Source organism: Streptomyces racemochromogenes (assembly GCF_044129415.1).
Classification (GTDB): Bacteria; Actinomycetota; Actinomycetes; order Streptomycetales; family Streptomycetaceae; genus Streptomyces; species Streptomyces racemochromogenes_A.
In genome coordinates, this window is the sequence record NZ_JBBDHD010000008.1 from 35,804 (window position 1) to 56,144 (window position 20,341).

Genomic DNA, 20,341 nt, shown 5'->3' on the forward strand with positions numbered 1-20,341 from the left:
TGCCCACCGTGCCCACCGAGCCCACGCTCCGCGTCAACTTCATCGACCACCTCATCCCCCGGGCCACCCCGGGCCGGTACCGGGTGACGGTGCACCAGACGCTGACCGACGCGGAGGGGGAGCTCGACACCCCGGACCGGCTGCCCACCACCGAGGAGACCTTCGAGATCCGGGCCGCCCGGTTCGTCCTCGCCCAGCCGACCGTGCACGCGCTGTACCCGCCGCCCGGCAGCCGGTCCTCGTACGGCAGGACCCTGGCGCACATCACCTTCAACCGGCCCACTCTGCCGTGGGAACGCAACCAGGCGGGCACCCGCAGCGAGCCGGAGGCCCGGCCGCCGTGGGTGGCCCTCCTGGTCTTCCGCGCCGGCGAGCTGCCCGACGACCCCGGAGCGGCCGGCGCGACCGTCCTGCGCACGGTGGCCGAGCTGCGGCGCCCGGCCGAACCGGGCGTCATCGGCCCGGAGCTGCCCGACGGCGGCGTGTCCGAGTCCGAGGCCGCGAGCCGGTGCGCCACGATCGACGTGCCGGCCGGGCTCTTCACGGCCGTCGCCCCGCACGACGACGAGATGTACCACCTCGCCCACGTCCGCAAGGTCGCGGCGTCGAACGCGGCCCGCGCGGACGGCGAGGTGCTCGCCCCCGGCGAGTACGCGGTCGTCACCGCCAACCGGTTCCCCCGTACCCCGGGGGACTACGTCGCCCACCTCGTCTCCTTCGAGGGCTTCGAGGGCCGCCTGTCGGGCACCCTGCCGCCCGGCACCACGGCGGTCCGCCTCGCCTCACTCCACCGCTGGACGTTCACCAGCAGCGACGGCCCCGCCTCCGACCCCGGCGCCCTCCTCCAGAACCTCGTCGGGCCCGGCGATCCGGCCGACCCGGATCCCGAGCGCCTGGCCCTGCGCCTGCCCGCCACCCGACCGGGGGGCTCGGACCCCGCCGAGCGCACCGCGTACGAGCGGCTCCGGCTCGGGTACGTCGCCGTACCGCACCGCCTGCTGTCCGGTGAACTGACGTACGCCTGGTACCGCGGCCCGGGCACCCCCGTCACGGCCCCCGGCCTGCCCGCCGACCGGCCCGAGGGGCCGCACACCACCTCCGACCACGCCCTGGTCTACGACCCGGAGCACGGGCTCTTCGACGTCGGCCACGCCGCCGCCTGGACCCTCGGCAGGACCATCGGTCTCGCCGACCCCGACTACACCACCGCGCTCACCCGGGCCCGCCGCGAACTCGCCAACCAGGCCTCGGCCCTGATGTGCGGTGCGCGGGCCGTCACGGACGGCGGCCAGGACGGCCCGCCCGCACTGGGCCCGCTGCGCGAGCTGGCCGCCGCCGACTTCCGCCGCACCCTCGTGGACGGCCTGGCCGGCCCACAGCTCCCGGACGGCGGAGGCCGCCGGGCCGCCGCCGCTCCGCGTACCAGGAGCGGGATGCGGGCGCTGCTGGGCCACGCGGGCAGTGCCGCGGTACTGCGCGAGACCGCGGACCGCAACGCGGAGCGGATCGCCGCCTGGCAGGCCCGGCTCGGTCTGCTCCAGGGCCTTCCGTTCCACCACCTGGTCCCCGATCCGCGCATGCTCCCGCCCGAATCGCTGCGCATGTTCCGCATCGACCCGGGCTGGATCGACGCCCTCGTCGCCGGGGCCGCGGACGTGGCGGTCCACACCTCCCTCGACGCGCAGCTCGCGCCGGAGCTCGCCCGGGCCGCCCGGCGGCGGTTCCCCGCCACCACGGCGGCGGCCGGGATGCTCATCCACTCCGCACTGGTCCCCGCCTGGCCGGACGTCGTGATCACCGCCAGTCTGGGCGAACGGACGCTGACCGAGCTCCGCAGGACCCTGCCCGACCCCCGGATCATGATGGTGCTCTGGGACGACGTGCCCGACAAGGTCGTCCTGCGCGAACCCGGCCAGGGCATCCACTACGGGATCGACGCGGGAGACCGCATCAGCCTGCGCGACCTGACCCCGGGCCCCGGTCTCGGCACGCCGCTGGAGACCTTCTATCCGGCCGACGGCCAAGGCACGGTCACCGAACTCCACCTCCGCCCCGGCCCGGAGGACGGCCCGGCCGTGCTGCGGCTGTTCGGCGAGGGCGGACTCGTCGCGCCGCTCGCCCGGGCACTCGGGGCCGGCGACGACCTCGTCCCGGGGCAGCTCGCCATCGAGCTCGTCAACGCCCCCCTGCAGCAGGAGATCATCAGCCCCGCCGCCGACCACGTCCGGACGGAGACCCTCCGATGACCACCACCGACCTCGTCGTCCCCGTCCGGGTGAACGCCCTCGTCGTCAACCGGCTCACCCGCACGGCGGAGACCTTCAACCGCTGGACGCCGAACTTCACGGCCATGACCGACGAAGGCGGCGGCGCCGAACCGCCGCCCGGCGTCGGCACCGAGACGATGGGACCGGAGAGCGAGGGCGTCTACGTCCACTGGCAGCTGCCCGAGGTCCTGACCGACGGGTACGTCGATCAGGACACCGGCGAGACCACGTTCCCCTTGGTCCCCGACCGCTGGCTGGTGGTGCGCTACGCCACCGCACCCGGGGCGGAGCAGCCCTCCGTCGCGGGCTGGATCGTCCACAGCGACTACCTGGAGAGCCGCGGCGCCGACGACGGCCCGGCGGAGGGCACCAACCCCTACCCTGACCCTGATTCCCGGCCCGGCGAGCCGCTGCGCATGACCTTCCTGGGCCGCCGACACGACCTCGCCGACGGGCCGTGGAGCGAACCGCCCGCCCAGCCCCCGCACCTGACCGCGGTCGGACCGGGTCTCCCCGGCTTCGCGGCCTACCAGCCGTACAACAAGGACGTCTTCTCCCTGCACGACACCCTCCAGGACCTGAGGGGTGAACTCGACAACCACCCGCCCGACGCCACACTCGGCTACCTCGTCGTCGGCTGGTACGGGAGCGACGCCGAGTTCCTCCGTGCCGCCGCGGACATCCCGGGGCTGCTGCCCCCGGACGCCGACGGGATCGCGGACCTGCTGGCCGCGCTCGGCTGGGCCGCCCCGGAGGGCACGGAAGCGGACCTGAGCCGGACCCTCTACCACGGCACCGCGCTCGGGGTGCGCTGGGAACGCGAGGGCGCGACCCCGCCCTCCGACAAGCCGGACAACGTCGAGCTCAGCGAGATGCTGGCCCTCGGCAGCAGCACGGCCGAGGCGCTCGGGCGGCTGGCCGCCCGCCAGAGCCGCTCCGCGCGCACCGGCGACCTCGTCCGCTCCCTCTTCCACGGCACCCTGGAAACACTCGACACCGCCGACGGGGAAGAGGACCTCGACGCCATCACCCACCACTCCTGGTTCTCCGGTTCGAGCGGCGGCCATGTGTGGCGGATCTCCGCCCGGCCCGTCGACGGCGACGCGCAGGCACCGCCGCCGCCCCCCGAACCGGGCTGGCTGGCCGATCTCAACGACACCCAGAGGCAGTACGACGACCTCGCCCCCACCCTGCTGCGGGCCAGGGAAAGGCTGTGGAACATCTGGTGGCTGCGGCACAAGCCCGTCCCGCCCTTCACTCCCGGCCGCCCCGACGGATTCGACGAGCGGGCCGACGCGGAACTCGACCCCCACAGGGCCGGCAGCCTCGCCGCCCGTGTCGACGAACTCCTGGGCCGGCGGGACACCCTCGTCGGTGAACTGCCCACCGGCAGCACGCCGGAGGAGCTCCAGGCAGCCGCCGACGCATACGCCGCCGCCCTCGGCCTGGCGCCCGAGTACGTGCTCGAACGCACGGCGCGCGAGTCCTACTACCGGCCGGCCGACCCGGTGGTGCTGATCAGGAACACCGGCGCCACCCAGCCGCTGTCCCGCGACACCCCCCTGCCCTGCCGCGTCCCGGGCACCCTGCTCACCCGCGTCAAGGCCGCCGGGCAGTGGATCGACCGGCCCACCGAGCCGCCCAAGCCCGACCTCACCCGCCTTCCCGCGGCCTGTTCCGCGCTCCTGGCCGAGTTCGCCCTCCTCGACCGGGTCGCCCGCTCCGGGCACCTGGCCGACGCCCTGGCCGATCCGGACGCCACCGACGGCCCCGTCCCCGAGTACACCGGCGTGTGGCGACAGCCCTGGCTGCCGATGCACATGGAGTTCGAGCTCCGCTACTGCCCCACCCCGTACCAGACGGGGGAGGGTACCCACTGGACGTTCGACGGGCACCGCTACGCATGGTCCGGCGAGGGCGCCCAGGCCGGTGGCGGGGAGGGCGACCTGCGCTGGCTCACCTTCAAGAACCGGGCCTTCCTCACCCCGACCGCCCCGTACGTCCTGGCCCACCAGATCGACCGGTACCTGGACACCTACTCCGACGCACCCGCCGAGGGCCTCCTCGCGCTGAAGGAGGAACTCGGCGACCCCGCCCTGCTCTCCCAGCGGCTCGACGGCTTCCACGACTGGCTGCTCCAGCAGGACGGCGCGGCCCGCACGACCGTGCACGTCCCCGCCGACGCCGCGCGCCTCGTGGGCGACGTCCAGCGGGTACCCGACCCGGGGCCGGTCGATCCCCCGACCGGACACCCCGGGGGCGCCTACCAGCCCGTGCGGGCCGGCCAGTTCTTCTTCCACGACCTGCGCATCGTCGACCGATTCGGCCGCACCTTCGACATCGTCAACCACCGCAACGCGGAATCGGTGAGCCTCACCCTCGCGGACAGCGTGACGCCCGACGCCGTACTCGACGACGACCTGATCGGCCGGGCACGGTTCGTCCAGCTCGGCCCCCGGCTGCTCCAGGGAGCCCGGGTGCGCCTCGAAACGGTGCGGGCGCTCGACGGCGCCGCCCTGTCCCCCATGGCCCGGGCCGGCACGGCGGAGAACCCCCTGGCCGGCTGGGTCCTGCTCAACCACCTCGACCAGACGCTCATCGTGCACGCCCCCGACGGACGGGCGTTGGGCGAGCTGCGCATCGTACGGAACACGGCCGGCGAGGACGACACCGTGTGGCTGCCCCTGCCCGGATCCCCGCACCCCGACCCGCAGACGGAGTCCTTCGCCACCGCCCTGCCCCACCTGGCCGGCTTCCTACGGCCCCTGCTGGCCAAGCCCGCCGCCGCGTTCGCCGGGCTGCTCGACACCATCGACGCCACCCTGGACACCATCACCGACCCGGCCGCGCAGGACGACGGCTCCCCGCTGCGCCTGCTCGGGCGCCCGCTCGCCCTGGTCCGCGCCGACCTCGGCATCGAGCTGGAGGGCCCGCTGGTCGGCAGCCCGGGCTGGGACTCCGTGCTGGAGGACACGGCCGAGGAGTACGACACGTACGACTGGGCCGTCCGGCTGGGCAACGAACGCCTCCTCGGCGACGGGCTCGTCGGCTACTTCAGCGGCGCCACCGGACCCGACCAGGACACCTCGTACGAGGTCTTCCACGCGGTCCTGCCGCAGGGCGGGGACGGCTACGTCGCACCCATCGGCGAGGGCCACGGCCTGGCCGTGCCCGCCCGCACTCCCGACGAGCCGGTGACCCACCACCTGACGCTGATGATGGACCCGTACGCCCCGGTGCACGCGACGACGGACATCCTCCCGGTGACCCGGGTCGAACTCCCCGACGACCTCGTGTCCGACGCGCTGCGGCGCATCCGCGCGACCTTCCGGCTCGGCCCGCTGCTCGCCCCCGAACGCACCGCCGGCGCCGGAATCCTCGACGGAGCCGGCGTGCCCCCGGCCCGCGGAGTGGTCCTGCCCCGGCCCGCCTCGTGGCACGGCGCCTGGTCCTGGGCCGAACCCCGGGGTGCGGAAACGGAGTGGGCCGAGCTGCCCGTCCTGCCGGCCGACGCCTCGGCCCACCCGGGCGATCCGGCACCCCAGGCGCGGTACGGCTACCTCGTGCTCGACGCCACCGAAACCTTCTGAAACGCCCGTCCGGAAAGGCGACGCCATGGGCATCCTGATGGTCAACGCGACCAACCTGCTCCCCTACGAACCCTCCACCGACCCCAACCCCCTCCGGGTGAGCTCCGCGGAGGAGACGGAGCACGGCTCCATCAACATCAACGTCGGCGGCGGCATCAGCGCCCCCGCCTGGTGCAACAAGATCACCGTGCGGGTGCCGCTGGGGTCGGGCGCGGGACACCTCACCGGCAACGGCGCGGACATCAGGACCGGCGCCAGCACCGGCTGGACCGCTTCCCCGCCCAGCGTGGTCGGTGAGTTCGCCGTGGTCACGTTCGCTCCGGCCCGTCCGGTCCAGTTCACCGGACAGATCATCTCGCTGACCCTGTCCAACATCGAGGTCAACCGGGCCCCCGGCCGGGTCACGATCGACATCGTGGAGAGCTCCTCCCCCACGAACGGGAGCTTCACCGACAAGAGCGCCGCGGTCGAAGTGGACAAGTTCCCCGCCGGGTTCGTGTTCCGCAACTTCGCACCGGAGAAGATCATGGTGGAGAACGGCGAGGCCGCCGTCCTGCGCTGGGAGGGCTCCGACGCGAAGTACACGATGTACTGGGGCGACGCGCCCGCCGGCGTACCGCTGGACAAGGAGCGCACCTGGACCACGCCCGTCGGGCTCACCACCGTCACCGGCTTCATGCTCCGCGCCGAGGTGTCCGAGGGCGGCACCACGCTGACGCACACCCTCACCACGGCGGTGACCGTCCGCATCCCCGACCTGATCGTACGGAACCTGACCGTCCAGGGGCCTGCCGTCTTCTCCGACTCCGTCAGCCTCAGCAACACCGCCAAGGACCTCACCGTCGCCGGCAGCGTCCGGGGAGCGGGCGACAACCCCCTGCGGGTGAGCCAGAACGCCGGGCTCAAGGTCGACGCGAAAGCCCAGGTTGGCGGTGTCTTCTCGGTCGACGGCACGAGCACGTTCAACAACAACGTGACCGTCGCCGGAACGCAGACCACCACGCTCACCGTCCTGGGCTCGATGCGGGGCTCGGGCACGGACCCGCTGCGCGTGAGCCAGCCGGCCGGGCTGAAGGTCGACGCCGCGCTGTCCGTGGCCGGGGCCGCCTCGCTCACCGGCACGACGACGCTGAGCGGATCGACCACCCTGTCCGGCACCACCGTCCTGTCGGGAACGACCCAGCTCTTCCAGGGCGCGCAGATCCGGTTCTGGAACAAGGGGCAGGCGCCCGGCTCCGGCAACAAGTTCACCTCCACCGCGCAGACCGACGGCATCCTCACCTGCTCGGTCAAGCAGTTCGACGCCACCAGCATGGAGAAGAACATCGGGTACAAGGCCAACCTCACCCTGAAGGTCGGAGCCCGCTACCACTACTGCGCGGCCCCGATGCTCCGGCAGGTCGGGGGCGGATCCGAGTACAACATCACGGTGCCGGTGCGCAAGGGCGAGCAGATCGAGGCCTGGCTCACGGTCGACGGCAGCAACTGGTGGTCGCTGGTCGCGCTGGCGCTCGCCTGGTCGGCGGTCGGGAAGAGGGCCGACCTCGCGGCCGTCTCCGGCGAGGCCCCCTACGTGCTCGACGACTCGGAGGAGGGCATGGCCGAGTACCTCAGGCTGCTCGCCGAGGACGCCGCACGGCCGGTCGGCGAGAAGCCCGAGGAGCAGGAGGCGGCGACGGTGTGACGCCGCGCGGGGGCGGCCCGGACGGGAGCCGCCCCCGTGTCAGCCGAGGCCGGGGATGGTGGACACCAGCAGGTCGATGAGCTTGATGCCGACGAAGGGCAGGACCAGGCCGCCGAGGCCGTAGACGCCGAGGTTGCGGCGCAGCAGGTCGTGGGCGGAGGCGGGCTTGTAGCGGACGCCGCGCAGGGCGAGCGGGATGAGCGCGACGATGATCAGCGCGTTGAAGATGATCGCCGAGGTGATGGCGGACGTCGGGCTGCTCAGGCCCATGACGTTGAGGGCTTCGAGGCCCGGGTAGGCCGTGGTGAACATCGCGGGGATGATCGCGAAGTACTTCGCGACGTCGTTGGTGATGGAGAAGGTGGTCAGGGCGCCCCGGGTGATGAGGAGCTGCTTGCCGATCTCGACGATGTCGATGAGTTTCGTCGGGTTGGAGTCGAGGTCGACCATGTTCCCGGCCTCCTTGGCGGCCGAGGTGCCCGTGTTCATCGCCACGCCCACGTCCGCCTGCGCGAGCGCGGGGGCGTCGTTGGTCCCGTCACCGGTCATCGCGACGAGCCTGCCGCCGGCCTGCTCCCGCTTGATGAGGGCCATCTTGTCCTCGGGCGTCGCCTCCGCGAGGTACTCGTCGACTCCGGCCTCGGCGGCGATGGCGCGGGCGGTCAGTTCGTTGTCGCCGGTCACCATGACCGTGCGGATCCCCATGCTGCGCAGTTCCTCGAACCGCTCCCGGATGCCCTCCTTGACGACGTCCTTGAGGTGGATGATGCCGAGGACCCTCGGGCCGTCCCAGTCGTGGACCGCCACCAGCAGAGGGGTGCCCCCGGATTCCGCCACGGTGGCCGACCAGGCCACCGCCTCGGCCGGTACGGTACCGCCGCGCATCGCCACCCAGTCGCAGACCTGGACCGTCGCGCCCTTGCGGATGGCGCAGCCGGCGCCGCCCTCCCAGCTCAGGTTGACTCCGCTCATCCGGGTCCGGGCGCTGAACTCGGTGAACCTCGGATCGGCGAGGTCCTCCACGGCGGCGGGCGGCAGTCCGTACTGCCGGGCGAGAGCGACGACGGAGCGGCCCTCGGGCGTCTCGTCGGCGAGGGAGGACAGCTGGGCGGCGTCCGCGAGCGTGAGCCGGTCCACCCCGGGCAGGGGGATGAAGGCCACGGCTTCGCGGTTGCCGAGGGTGATGGTGCCGGTCTTGTCGAGGAGCAGGGTGTGCACGTCTCCCGCGGCCTCGACGGCCCGGCCGCTCATCGCGATGACGTTGCGCTGGACGAGCCGGTCCATGCCGGCGATGCCGATGGCCGACAGCAGGGCGCCGATCGTGGTGGGGATCAGGGTGACGAGGAGGGCGACGAGGACGGTCGTGGACTGGGCGGCGTGCGCGTGGTCGGCCATCGGCTGGATGGCGACGACCACCAGGACGAAGATGACGGTCAGGGCGGCGAGCAGGATGTTCAGCGCGATCTCGTTCGGCGTCTTCTGCCGGGTCGCGCCCTCGACCAGGGCGATCATCCGGTCGATGAAACCGTGGCCGGGGCGCGAGGTGACCCGGATGACGACGCTGTCGGACAGCACGGTCGTACCGCCGGTGACCCCGGACCGGTCGCCGCCCGCTTCGCGCAGGACCGGCGCCGACTCGCCGGTGACGGCCGACTCGTCCACCATCGCGGCCCCGTCGACCACCTCGCCGTCGGCCGGGATCAGCCCGCCGGCCTCGACGAGCACGCAGTCGAAGGGCTGGAGCTCGCCCGGCGTGACCACCTCCGTCTCGGCCCGCCGCAGGTTCGCCCCGTACGTCCAGTGGTTCAGCCGCACCGCGACCGTGTCGGTACGGGCCTTGCGCAGCGACTCGGCCTGGGCGCGGCCCCGGCCTTCGGCGACGGCCTCGGCGAGGTTGGCGAACAGGACCGTCAGCCAGAGCCAGACGCTGATCACCCAGGTGAACACGGACGGGTGGATGAGCGCCGAGAGCGTGGTCAGCACGGATCCGACGGCGACGACGAACAGCACCGGCTTCTTCACCAGTTCGCGCGGGTGGAGCTTGCCGACGGCCTCCCGCGCGGAGGCGGCCAGGAGCTCGGGGTCCACCGCGTTCGCCCGGCCGGACCGTCTGCGGGAGGGCCGGTCGGACGGGGCTCGCGGAGGGGTCCCCAGACCCGTGGGTACGTGCTGCGCGGCGGCGGGAGGCATGGAACGACCTTCTGGACGGGTACGGGGGTGGCGGCCCCGGGCAGCTCGTGGCCAGGGCGCGGCAGGGGGGTCGCCGCCGGGGACCGCCCCTCACCGACCCCCTCGGCCGTCGTGTGAGCGGTGTGCGGGTCCCCGGCAGCGCAACAGGCAGGAAACTACTGCCCGGTCCACCGGAAATGCCCGTGTGGGCGCCGGAATTGGCACCTTCTTGATGGCGGCGCACACGACGCGTCAAACCGCCGTCAGAGGCGCGTCAACACCCGTCGGCGCGGCTCGGCCGGGATACGGAAGCGGAGTCGGCAGATCACGGCGTCGGTGTCGCGGCGGACCGCGTGGGCGACGACGGAGCCGCGCTGGTTCTGGAGCAACCGCTGCCACAGGCGGGCGGGTTCGGTCTCCGGGACGAGCACGGTCACCTGGGCGTCGCGATGGGTCCGGGCCAGCTCCTGCACGTACGCCGACAGGGGGCGGCCGAGCGAGCGGGTCCGCGAGGAGAGCTCGACCAGTTCGACGCCCGGCTTCCACAACTCCCAGTCCCGTCTGAGGGCTTCGGCCAGCCGACGGTCCTCGGGAGCCGGGTGGGTGACGGTCACGGCCAGGACGTCGTCGCCCAGGGAACGGGCGGCGGTGAGGGCCTGGCTGGTCAGGCGGGACAGGCCGGATACGGGGACCACGACCAGGGAGCGGGAGCGCTGCGGGGCCTGCGGGATCCGGCCGAGCTCCAGGCGTTCGCCGATCTCGGTGTAGGCACGGTGGACCTTCTCGAAACCGAGGACGAGCAGCGGCAGCGCGACGACGACCAGCCAGGCCCCCTCGGTCAACTTGGTGGCCGTGACCACGACCGCCGAGACGCCCGTCAGCAGCGCGCCGAAGCCGCCCAGCGCCGCCTTCGCCTGCCAGCCGCGCGGGCGTTCCCCGTACCAGTGCCGGACCATGCCCACCTGGCAGATCGTGAAGCCGATGAACACGCCGATGGCGAAGAGCGGGACGAGGGTGTTGGTGTCCCCGCCGGAGAAGACGAGCAGGAGGGCGGAGACGAGCGCCAGCCAGACCACTCCGTGGCGGTGGACCTGGCGGCCGGCCTTGAGCGCGAAGACGTGCGGGAGGTGGTTGTCGCGGGCCAGCAGGCTCATCAGCACGGGCAGCCCGCCGAAGGAGGTGTTCGCGGCCAGCGCGAGCAGCACCATGGTGGCGCACTGGACCACGTAGAAGGCGAGGTCGTGGCCGAAGGAGGCGTCCGAGAGCTGCGCGAGGACGGTCACGCCCTCGACCGGCTGGAGGTGGAAGCGCCCGATGAGGATCGACAGGCCGATCAGCATCACGCCGAGGAGCGCGCCGAGGGCCACCTCGGTGCGCTGGGCCCGGCGGGCGGCGGGGGCGCGGAAGGAGGGCACGGCGTTGGCGACCGCCTCGACCCCGGTCAGGGCGGAGCAGCCGGCGGCGAAGGCCTTCAGCAGCAGGAGCACGCCCACCGTGGTCGCGCCCTCGCCCAGGGCCGAGGCGTGCCCGGTGGCGGACGCGGTGCTGACGGGGGCGTCGCGGAAGAGGCCGACGACGACCATCGCGAGGATCGAGCCGACGAAGACGGCGGTGGGTACGAGGAACGCCTTCGCGGACTCCACGACGCCGCGCAGGTTCACGGCGGTGACCAGGACGAGGACGCCCAGGCAGAGCCACACGCGTGCCCCGTACAGTCCGGGGAAGGCCGAGGTCAGGGCGGCCACGCCGGCCGTGATGGAGACGGCCACGTTGAGGACGTAGTCCAGGATGAGCGAGGCCGCCGCGATCAGGCTCGTACGCCGGCCCAGATGGCGTTTGGCGACGGCGTACGAGCCTCCGCCGTCAGGGAACGCGGCGATCACCTGCCGGTAGGAGGCCACCAGCACCGCGAGGAGCGCGGCGATGGCCAGGGTGACGGGGAGGGTGAACCCCATGCCGTGGGCGCCGGCCGCTGCCAGGACGAGCACGATCGACTCCGGCCCGTACGCCACGGACGCCATCGCGTCCAGGGACAGCGCGGCCAGCCCCTGGAGGGCGGTCAGCCGGTGCCGGTCCTCTGCCGCCGGTGTGCGCGGACCGGTATCAGGAGGCTCTTCCGTGCCCGGAGCCCGTCCCGCAGTACCCGGCATTTCCATGTCTGTCGACATCTCTCGCTGTTCCTCCATCGGACAAATTGAGGACAGCGTCGGAATTCCATGGCCGGATCACCAGGGTTCTTGACGGGGTCCATACGGCCGCCGCACCAGTCCTCACGCGCCCTTGATGCGGCAGCGGGAGGGCCGCCGTAAGGGGGGCGTCAAGAGTTCCCCCGTGCCCGTATGGACACCGTCAAGGTCCCTTAACGCCGGGATGAAGACACGGTTGTCTCGTCATCGGCCAGCTGGCCGATTCATTACTTCCCACTTCACTCAGGAGCTCGCGATGGCCGATCTGGCCTTCGTCGTCACCACGGCCGCGGTGTTCGCGCTGGTGGCTCTCATCGCCAAGGGGGTGACCAAGCTGTGACCGCCGAAAACGTCGTCGGCCTCGTCGTGGCCGTCGCCCTGCTGGGCTACCTCGTCCTCGCCCTCGTCAAGCCGGAGAGGTTCTAGCCACCGATGAGTCCCGTTCTCGCTGGTGTGCTCCAGCTCCTCGCACTGACGGCCGCGCTCGCGCTGGCCTACCGCCCGCTGGGCGACCACATGGCCCGCGTCTACTCCTCCGAGAAGCACTACAAGCCGGAGAAGTGGATCTACAAGGCCATCGGCGCCAACCCGTCCGCGGAGATGCGCTGGCCCGCCTACCTGCGCGGCGTCCTCGCCTTCTCCGCGGTCGGCGTCCTGTTCCTGTACGCCCTCCAGCGCGCCCAGGGCGTCCTGCCCGGCTCGCTCGGCTTCCAGGCCATCGACCCGGACCAGGCCTTCAACACGGCCGCGTCCTTCGTGGCCAACACCAACTGGCAGTCGTACTCCGGCGAGCAGGCCATGGGCCACGTCGTGCAGACGGGCGGCCTGGCGGTGCAGAACTTCGTGTCCGCCGCCGTCGGCATGGCCGTGGCCGTCGCCCTCGTACGGGGCTTCGCGCGCTCCCGTACCGGTGAGCTGGGCAACTTCTGGGCCGACCTGGTGCGCGGCACCGTGCGGATCCTCCTTCCGATCGCCGTGGCCGGCGCGGTCGTGCTGGTCGCATGCGGCGCCATCCAGAACTTCGCCGGGATCCACGAGGTCGGCCAGTTCATGGGGGGCACCCAGCAGTGGAACGGCGGGGCGGTCGCCTCGCAGGAGGTCATCAAGGAGCTCGGGACCAACGGCGGCGGCTACTTCAACGCCAACTCCGCCCACCCGTTCGAGAACCCGTCCCCGTTCTCCAACCTCTTCGAGGTCTTCCTGATCCTCGTCATCCCCTTCGCGCTGACGCGGACGTTCGGCCGCATGGTCGGAAGCCTGCGCCAGGGCTACGCGATCCTGGCCACGATGGCGACGATCTGGCTCGGGTTCACCGCGCTGATGATGTGGACGGAGTTCGCGCACCACGGTCCGGCCTTCGAGGTCGCGGGCGGTGCGATGGAGGGCAAGGAGACGCGGTTCGGCATCGGCGCCTCCGCGATCTTCTCGGTCGCCACCACGCTGACCTCGACCGGTGCGGTCAACTCCTTCCACTCCTCCTACACCGGATTGGGCGGCGGCATCCAGCTGCTGGGCATGCAGCTCGGCGAGATCGCGCCCGGCGGCGTCGGCTCCGGCCTCTACGGCATGCTGATCATGGCGATCATCGCGGTCTTCATCGCCGGCCTGATGGTCGGCCGCACCCCCGAGTACCTGGGCAAGAAGATCGGCACCCGTGAGATCAAGCTCGCCGCCTGCTACATCCTCATCACCCCGGCCCTCGTGCTGTGTTTCACCGCCGCGGCCATGGCGCTGCCGACCCCGCCCCACTCCATGCTGAACTCGGGCGCGCACGGGTTCTCCGAGGTCCTCTACGCCTACACCTCCGGCGCCAACAACAACGGGTCCGCCTTCGCCGGCCTGAACGCCGACACGCAGTGGTTCAACTCGACCATCGGCATCGCGATGCTGCTCGGCCGGTTCCTGCCCATGGTGTTCGTCCTCGCGCTGGCCGGCTCGCTCGCCGAGCAGAAGCCCGTCCCCGAGACGGCGGGCACCCTCCGTACCGACAAGCCGCTGTACACCGGCCTGCTCGTCGGCACCATCCTCATCGTCACCGGTCTGACCTACTTCCCCGCGCTCGCGCTGGGGCCGCTCGCCGAAGGGCTCGCATCATGAGCACCGCCACTGAGACCCGTGCTCCGCACGAGGACCTGCCCACCGGCCACAAGCCGCCCGCCGGCCGCGTCGGCGGGGGTCTGTTCGACCCCAGGCAACTGGTCACGTCCTTCCCCGACGCGATCCGCAAGCTCGACCCGCGCGTGATGGTCAAGTCGCCGGTCATGTTCGTCGTCCTCGTCGGGTCGGTGGTCACCACCGTCCTCGCGTGCCTGGACCCCACGGACTGGTTCGGCTGGGCCATCACCGCCTGGCTCTGGCTGACCACGGTCTTCGCCAACCTCGCCGAAGCCGTCGCCGAAGGCCGCGGCAAGGCCCAGGCCGACACCCTGCGCAAGGCCAAGACCGACTCCGTCGCCCGCCGCCTGACCAAGGACGGCGGCGAGGAGTCCGTAGCGGGCACCGAGCTGAGGATCGGCGACCTGGTGGTCTGCGAGGCCGGCGACATCATCCCGGGCGACGGTGACGTCGTCGAGGGCGTCGCCTCGGTCGACGAGTCCGCCATCACCGGCGAGTCCGCTCCCGTCATCCGGGAGTCCGGCGGCGACCGCTCGGCCGTCACCGGTGGTACGAAGGTCCTCTCCGACCGGATCGTCATCAAGATCACGACGAAGCCGGGCGAGACCTTCATCGACCGGATGATCGCCCTCGTGGAAGGCGCGGCCCGGCAGAAGACGCCCAACGAGATCGCGCTGAACATCCTGCTCGCCTCGCTGACCATCGTCTTCCTGCTCGCCGTCGTCACCCTGCAGCCCTTCGCGGTCTACGCCGGCGCCGAGCAGTCGATGATCGTGCTCACCGCCCTCCTCGTCTGCCTGATCCCGACGACCATCGGGGCGCTGCTCTCCGCGATCGGCATCGCCGGCATGGACCGCCTGGTCCAGCGCAACGTCCTCGCCATGTCGGGCCGTGCGGTCGAAGCCGCCGGCGACGTGTCGACGCTGCTGCTCGACAAGACCGGCACCATCACCCTGGGCAACCGCCAGGCCTCGGAGTTCGTCCCCGTGAAGGGCACCACCGAGGCCGAACTGGCCGACGCCGCCCAGCTGTCCTCACTGGCCGACGAGACCCCCGAGGGCCGTTCCGTCGTCGTCCTGGCGAAGGAGAAGTACGGGCTGCGCGAACGCCACCGGGGCGAACTCGCGCACGCCGAGTGGATCGCCTTCACCGCCCAGACCCGTATGTCCGGTGTGGACGTGGACGGCAGGCAGACCCGCAAGGGCGCGGCCGGTTCGGTCATCACCTGGGTCGAGGAGCAGGGCGGCGAGGTGGCCGACGACGCCGACCTCCTCGCGAACAGGATCTCGGAAGCGGGCGGTACGCCGCTCCTCGTCGCCGTCAACGACGAGAAGGGCGCACGGGTCCTGGGGGTCATCCACCTCAAGGACGTGGTCAAGGAGGGCATGCGCGAGCGGTTCGACGAGCTGCGCCGCATGGGCATCAAGACCGTCATGATCACGGGCGACAACCCGCTCACCGCGAAGGCCATCGCCGAAGAGGCGGGCGTCGACGACTTCCTCGCGGAGGCGACGCCCGAGGACAAGATGGCCCTCATCAAGCGGGAGCAGGCCGGCGGCAGGCTCGTCGCGATGACCGGTGACGGGACCAACGACGCCCCCGCGCTGGCGCAGGCGGACGTGGGCGTGGCGATGAACACGGGCACCTCGGCCGCCAAGGAGGCCGGGAACATGGTCGACCTCGACTCCAACCCGACGAAACTCATCGAGATCGTCGAGATCGGCAAGCAGCTCCTCATCACCCGGGGCGCCCTGACCACGTTCTCCATCGCCAACGACGTCGCGAAGTACTTCGCGATCATCCCGGCCATGTTCGCCGTGGTCTACCCGGGCCTGGACAAGCTCAACATCATGGGCCTGCACTCGCCCGAGTCGGCGATCCTCTCGGCCGTCATCTTCAACGCGCTGATCATCGTCGCGCTCGTCCCGCTCGCCCTCAAGGGCGTGCGGTACAAGCCGACCAGCGCCGACAGGATGCTCCGCCGCAATCTGGGGCTGTACGGCGTGGGCGGCCTGATCGCCCCGTTCATCGGCATCAAGATCATCGACCTGCTCATCACCCTCATCCCCGGAATCGGCTGAGACGACATGAACAACTCTGTAGGCAACACGGCACGGTTGATCGGAGCGGGCCTGCGCGCCCTGCTCGTCCTGACCGTGATCTGCGGGGTCGTCTACCCGCTCGCCGTCACCGGCATCGCCCAGGCCCTCTTCCACGACAAGGCCAACGGCTCCGAGGTCAAGGACAGGAGCGGGCGGGTCGTGGGCTCCTCCCTCATCGGGCAGACCTACCACCTGCCCAAGAAGGACCCGAACGACGCCGAGGAGGCCGCGAAGCCGGACCTGAGGTGGTTCCAGCCCCGCCCCTCCAACGGACTGGGCAGCAACTCGGTCAACACCCGGTACTCGCTGATCCTGTCCGGCGCCACCAACCGCTCCGCCGACAACGGGGCCGTGAACGGCAAGTGCACCAAGGACGCCGGTGAAGGCACCCTCTGCGCGCAGGTCGTCGCCGCCAAGGAGGCGGTCATCGGCGACAACTCCACGGCCACCTACAAGGTCAGGCCGGAGGACGTCCCGGCCGACGCCGTCACCTCCTCCGGGTCGGGCCTGGACCCGGACATCTCTCCGGAGTACGCCGAGATCCAGGTTCACCGGGTCGCAGAGCGGAACAAGCTCGACGTCAGGCAGGTGGAGAAGCTCGTCGCGGACCACACCACCGGCCGTACGCTCGGCTTCATGGGCGAACCCCGCGTCAACGTCCTCGAACTCAACACCGCCCTCAGGGCACTGAGCAAGAGCTGATGTTCCCCCTCACAGGGACGGGGAGCCGGCCGGGCGCGGGACACGCGCGCCCGGCCGGCTCCTTACCGCCCGCTCTCCTCACAGGAAAGGCTGCACACCAATGACCCGGGTGCTGGTGGTGGAGGACGATCCCCAGCTCGTCCGCGCGCTCAAGATCAACCTCCAGGCGCGCACGTTCGAGGTCGAAGAGGCTCCGGACGGCAGCTCGGCCCTGCGGCTCGCGGCCGCCCGCAAGCCGGACGTCATCGTGCTGGACCTCGGCCTGCCCGACATGGACGGCGTCGACGTGATCAAGAACGTCCGCGGCTGGAGCCGCGTGCCGATCCTGGTCCTCTCCGCCCGGCACACCTCGGAGGACAAGATCCGGGCCCTGGACGCCGGCGCCGACGACTACGTGACGAAGCCCTTCAGCATGGACGAGCTCCTGGCCCGCCTGCGGGCAGCCGCCCGCAGGCAGGAGGCCCCGGCCGCATCCCTGGCCGACGAGGTCGCCGTCGTCACGACGGACGAGTTCAGCGTCGACCTCGTCGCGCGGAAGGTGCGGCGGGGAGAGCGGACCGTACGCCTCACCCCGACCGAGTGGCACCTGCTGGAGATCCTCATCACCCACCCTGGCCGACTGATCACCCAGGCCCGGCTGCTGCTGGAGGTCTGGGGCCCCACGTACGCCGCCAACACCAACTACCTGCGCGTCTACATGGCCCAGCTGCGGCGCAAACTGGAAGCGGACCCCTCCCACCCCCGGTACCTGATCACCGAACCGGGCATGGGGTACCGCTTCGAACCCTGATCATCCGCCCGGTCGTCGACAGAGAAGAAGAGTCTGAACATGGGACGCGGCAAGCTCCGCATCTACCTCGGTGCGGCACCCGGCGTCGGCAAGACGTACGCGATGCTCTCCGAGGCGCACCGGCGGGTCGAGCGGGGCACCGACTGCGTCATCGGCTTCGTCGAGCACCACAACCGGCCGCGCACCGAGGTGATGCTGCACGGCCTCGAACTCATCGGGCGGCGCGAGCTGGAGTACCGGGGCTCCACCTTCACCGAGATGGACGTGGACGCGATCCTCGCCCGGCGCCCCGCCGTCGCCCTGGTGGACGAGCTCGCGCACACCAACGTCCCCGGCTCGCGCAACGCCAAGCGCTGGCAGGACGTCGAGGAACTGCTCCAGGCGGGCATCGACGTCGTCTCGACCGTGAACATCCAGCACCTGGAATCGCTGGGCGACGTGGTCGAGACGATCACCGGGGTCCGGCAGCGCGAGACCGTCCCCGACGAGGTCGCGCGCCGGGCCGACCAGATCGAACTCGTCGACATGTCCCCGCAGGCGCTGCGGCGGCGCATGGCCCACGGCAACGTCTACAAGCCGGACAAGGTCGACGCGGCCCTGTCGAACTACTTCCGGCCCGGGAACCTGACCGCGCTGCGCGAGCTCGCGCTGCTGTGGGTCGCCGACCGGGTGGACGAGTACCTCCAGGAGTACCGGGGCGAACACAACATCCGCTCGACCTGGCAGGCGCGCGAGCGGATCGTCGTGGGTCTCACCGGCGGCCCGGAAGGCCGTACGCTCATCCGCCGCGCCGCCCGGCTCGCCGAGAAGGGGGCGGGCGGCGAGGTCCTCGCCGTCTACATCGCCGCCAGCGACGGCCTCACCTCCGCCTCGCCCAAGGAACTCGCCGTCCAGCGCACCCTGGTCGAGGATCTCGGCGGCACCTTCCACCACGTCATAGGCGACGACGTCCCCGACGCCCTGCTGGAGTTCGCACGCGGGGTCAACGCCACGCAGATCGTGCTCGGGGTGAGCCGGCGCCGCTCCTGGCAGTACGTCTTCAGCCCCGGGGTCAGCGCCACCGTCGCCCGCGAATCCGGCCCGGACCTCGACGTCCACATCGTCACCCACGACGAGGCCGCCAAGGGCCGCGGCCTGCCCGTCAGCCGCGGGGCGCGCCTGGGCCGCTCGCGCATCATCTGGGGCTGGCTGACCGGAATCGCCGGCCCCGCCCTGCTCGCCGTCCTGTTGTACCGCTTCGTTCCCGAACCGGGGCTCGCGAACGACATGCTGCTCTTCCTCACCTTCACGGTGGCGGCGGCGCTGCTCGGCGGGCTCCTCCCCGCGCTCGCCTCGGCGGCGTTCGGGTCCCTGCTGCTGAACTACTTCTTCACGCCTCCGCTGCACGAGTTCACGATCTCCGACCCGAAGAACATCGTCGCCATCGCGATCTTCGTCGGGGTGGCGGTGTCGGTGGCCTCCGTGGTCGACCTCGCCGCCCGGCGCACCCATCAGGCCGCCCGCCTGCGCGCCGAGTCCGAGATCCTTTCCTTCCTGGCCGGCAGTGTCCTGCGCGGCGAGGACTCCCTCGACGCCCTCCTCGAACGGCTGCGCGAGACCTTCGCCATGCAGTCGGTGGTCCTCCTCGAACGCACCAGTGACGTCGACCCCTGGACGACCGCCGCATCCGTCGGCACCGGCCCCGTCGGCCGGCCCGAGGACGCGGATGTCGACCTGCCCGTCGGCGACACCCTGGCGCTCGCCCTGACCGGCCGGGTCCTGCCCGCCGAGGACCGCCGCGTCCTGGGCGCCTTCGCCGCCCAGGCGGCGCTGGTACTCGACCGCCGGCGCCTCGTCGACGAGGCGGAGAAGTCGCGCGGACTCGCCGAGGCCAACCGCATCCGCACCGCCCTCCTCGCCGCGGTCAGCCACGACCTGCGCACCCCGCTCGCCGGCATCAAGGCCTCCGTCAGCTCGCTGCGCTCCGACGACGTCGAATGGTCCGAGGAGGACAGGGCCGAACTCCTCGAAGGCATCGAGGACGGCGCCGACCGCCTCGCGGCCCTGATCGGCAACCTCCTCGACATGTCCCGCCTCAACACCGGCACCGTCGTCCCGCTCATCCGGGAGACCGACCTCGACGAGGTCGTCCCCATGGCCCTGGGCGGCGTACCGGAGGACAGCGTCGACCTCGACATCCCCGAGACCCTGCCGATGGTCGCCGTCGACCGCGGTCTGCTGGAGCGGGCCGTCGCCAACATCGTCGAGAACGCCGTCAAGTACAGCCCCCACGGCCAGCCCGTCAGCGTCTCCGCCAGCGCCCTGGCCAGCCGCGTCGAGGTCCGCGTCGTCGACCGAGGCCCCGGAGTCCCCGACGAGGCCAAGAACCGGATATTCGAACCCTTCCAGCGCCACGGGGACGCCCCGCGCGGAGCGGGAGTGGGCCTCGGGCTCGCGGTCGCCCGCGGCTTCACCGAGGCGATCGGCGGCACCCTGACGGCCGAGGACACCCCGGGCGGCGGCCTTACCATGGTCCTCACCCTCCCCATAGCGGGGGACGGCCCTCCGGTATCACCGGAGCTCCCGATTTCCGCGGTGACCTGACACCGGGGCGCCCTGACGCGGAGGAGGCCGGCGGCCGGCGGCCCGGGCAGGCTCGCCGGCCTCCGGCCGTCAACGCCCCGTCAAAATACCGGCCGATGTGCGTCAGGAAGTCGTATGGGCCGTTTCGTTCGGGGCTTCCTTGAGGTTCGCTGG

General features: G+C 71.8%; 12 protein-coding genes. 10 read left to right on the forward strand and 2 right to left on the reverse strand.

The annotated features are described in order from the left end of the window. Positions 1 to 8 precede the first annotated feature (8 nt). From WDV06_RS04980 to WDV06_RS04990, 3 genes are read left to right on the forward strand one after another with little or no spacing between them, the layout of a single operon-like run. Positions 9 to 2,246, forward strand: a complete 2,238-nt coding sequence (locus tag WDV06_RS04980; RefSeq protein ID WP_395508385.1) for a hypothetical protein — start codon at positions 9 to 11, stop codon at positions 2,244 to 2,246. Then, positions 2,243 to 5,857, forward strand: coding sequence for a hypothetical protein (locus WDV06_RS04985; protein ID WP_395508386.1), 3,615 nt, complete (start codon positions 2,243 to 2,245; stop codon positions 5,855 to 5,857). The genes WDV06_RS04980 and WDV06_RS04985 overlap by 4 nt, the downstream gene beginning before the upstream one ends. Positions 5,858 to 5,882: 25 nt before the next feature. Beyond that, positions 5,883 to 7,541 carry a hypothetical protein gene (locus WDV06_RS04990; RefSeq protein ID WP_395508387.1) on the forward strand — a complete coding sequence of 553 codons (1,659 nt, stop codon included), beginning with the start codon at positions 5,883 to 5,885 and terminating at the stop codon, positions 7,539 to 7,541. A 39-nt stretch (positions 7,542 to 7,580) separates the two neighbouring features. Here WDV06_RS04990 and kdpB (WDV06_RS04995) read toward each other — a convergent pair whose 3' ends face one another. Continuing rightward, positions 7,581 to 9,731, reverse strand: coding sequence for a potassium-transporting ATPase subunit KdpB (gene kdpB / locus WDV06_RS04995; RefSeq protein ID WP_395508388.1), 2,151 nt, complete (start codon positions 9,729 to 9,731; stop codon positions 7,581 to 7,583). Positions 9,732 to 9,973: 242 nt separating this feature from the next. After that, the gene (locus WDV06_RS05000) at positions 9,974 to 11,866 is read right to left on the reverse strand and encodes an APC family permease (protein WP_395508437.1); all 1,893 of its coding nucleotides are present in this window, start codon (positions 11,864 to 11,866) and stop codon (positions 9,974 to 9,976) included. Positions 11,867 to 12,080: 214 nt separating this feature from the next. On the opposite strand from WDV06_RS05000, the gene WDV06_RS05005 reads away from it, so the two are divergent. The 7 genes from WDV06_RS05005 to WDV06_RS05035 all read left to right on the forward strand — a co-directional run bounded on the left by WDV06_RS05005 (position 12,081) and on the right by WDV06_RS05035 (position 20,188). Then, the gene (locus tag WDV06_RS05005) at positions 12,081 to 12,236 is read left to right on the forward strand and encodes a hypothetical protein (RefSeq protein ID WP_395508389.1); all 156 of its coding nucleotides are present in this window, start codon (positions 12,081 to 12,083) and stop codon (positions 12,234 to 12,236) included. Then, positions 12,233 to 12,322, forward strand: a complete 90-nt coding sequence (gene kdpF, locus WDV06_RS05010; RefSeq protein ID WP_363061053.1) for a K(+)-transporting ATPase subunit F — start codon at positions 12,233 to 12,235, stop codon at positions 12,320 to 12,322. Before WDV06_RS05005 ends, kdpF begins: the two co-directional genes overlap by 4 nt. A gap of 6 nt (positions 12,323 to 12,328) precedes the next feature. Then, positions 12,329 to 13,993, forward strand: coding sequence for a potassium-transporting ATPase subunit KdpA (kdpA, locus tag WDV06_RS05015; RefSeq protein ID WP_395508390.1), 1,665 nt, complete (start codon positions 12,329 to 12,331; stop codon positions 13,991 to 13,993). Continuing rightward, entirely contained in the window at positions 13,990 to 16,092 is a 2,103-nt protein-coding gene (gene kdpB, locus WDV06_RS05020; protein ID WP_395508391.1) for a potassium-transporting ATPase subunit KdpB, read from the forward strand. The genes kdpA and kdpB (WDV06_RS05020) overlap by 4 nt, the downstream gene beginning before the upstream one ends. A gap of 6 nt (positions 16,093 to 16,098) precedes the next feature. After that, complete coding sequence (locus tag WDV06_RS05025; protein WP_395508392.1) at positions 16,099 to 16,815, forward strand: potassium-transporting ATPase subunit C; 717 nt, start codon at positions 16,099 to 16,101, stop codon at positions 16,813 to 16,815. A 100-nt stretch (positions 16,816 to 16,915) separates the two neighbouring features. Next, positions 16,916 to 17,605, forward strand: coding sequence for a response regulator (locus WDV06_RS05030; RefSeq protein ID WP_395508393.1), 690 nt, complete (start codon positions 16,916 to 16,918; stop codon positions 17,603 to 17,605). A 39-nt stretch (positions 17,606 to 17,644) separates the two neighbouring features. After that, complete coding sequence (locus tag WDV06_RS05035) at positions 17,645 to 20,188, forward strand: ATP-binding protein (protein ID WP_395508394.1); 2,544 nt, start codon at positions 17,645 to 17,647, stop codon at positions 20,186 to 20,188. Positions 20,189 to 20,341 lie beyond the last annotated feature (153 nt).

Coding starts and splice junctions, on each gene's coding strand:
- WDV06_RS04985 (WP_395508386.1), top strand. CDS start 2,243: ATGACCACCACCGACCTCGTCGTCCCCGTCCGGGTGAACGCCCTCGTC.
- WDV06_RS05005 (WP_395508389.1), top strand. CDS start 12,081: ATGAAGACACGGTTGTCTCGTCATCGGCCAGCTGGCCGATTCATTACT.
- WDV06_RS05030 (WP_395508393.1), top strand. CDS start 16,916: ATGACCCGGGTGCTGGTGGTGGAGGACGATCCCCAGCTCGTCCGCGCG.
- kdpA (WP_395508390.1), top strand. CDS start 12,329: ATGAGTCCCGTTCTCGCTGGTGTGCTCCAGCTCCTCGCACTGACGGCC.
- kdpB (WP_395508388.1), bottom strand. CDS start 9,731: ATGCCTCCCGCCGCCGCGCAGCACGTACCCACGGGTCTGGGGACCCCT.
- WDV06_RS05025 (WP_395508392.1), top strand. CDS start 16,099: ATGAACAACTCTGTAGGCAACACGGCACGGTTGATCGGAGCGGGCCTG.
- WDV06_RS05035 (WP_395508394.1), top strand. CDS start 17,645: ATGGGACGCGGCAAGCTCCGCATCTACCTCGGTGCGGCACCCGGCGTC.
- WDV06_RS05000 (WP_395508437.1), bottom strand. CDS start 11,866: ATGGAAATGCCGGGTACTGCGGGACGGGCTCCGGGCACGGAAGAGCCT.
- WDV06_RS04990 (WP_395508387.1), top strand. CDS start 5,883: ATGGGCATCCTGATGGTCAACGCGACCAACCTGCTCCCCTACGAACCC.
- kdpB (WP_395508391.1), top strand. CDS start 13,990: ATGAGCACCGCCACTGAGACCCGTGCTCCGCACGAGGACCTGCCCACC.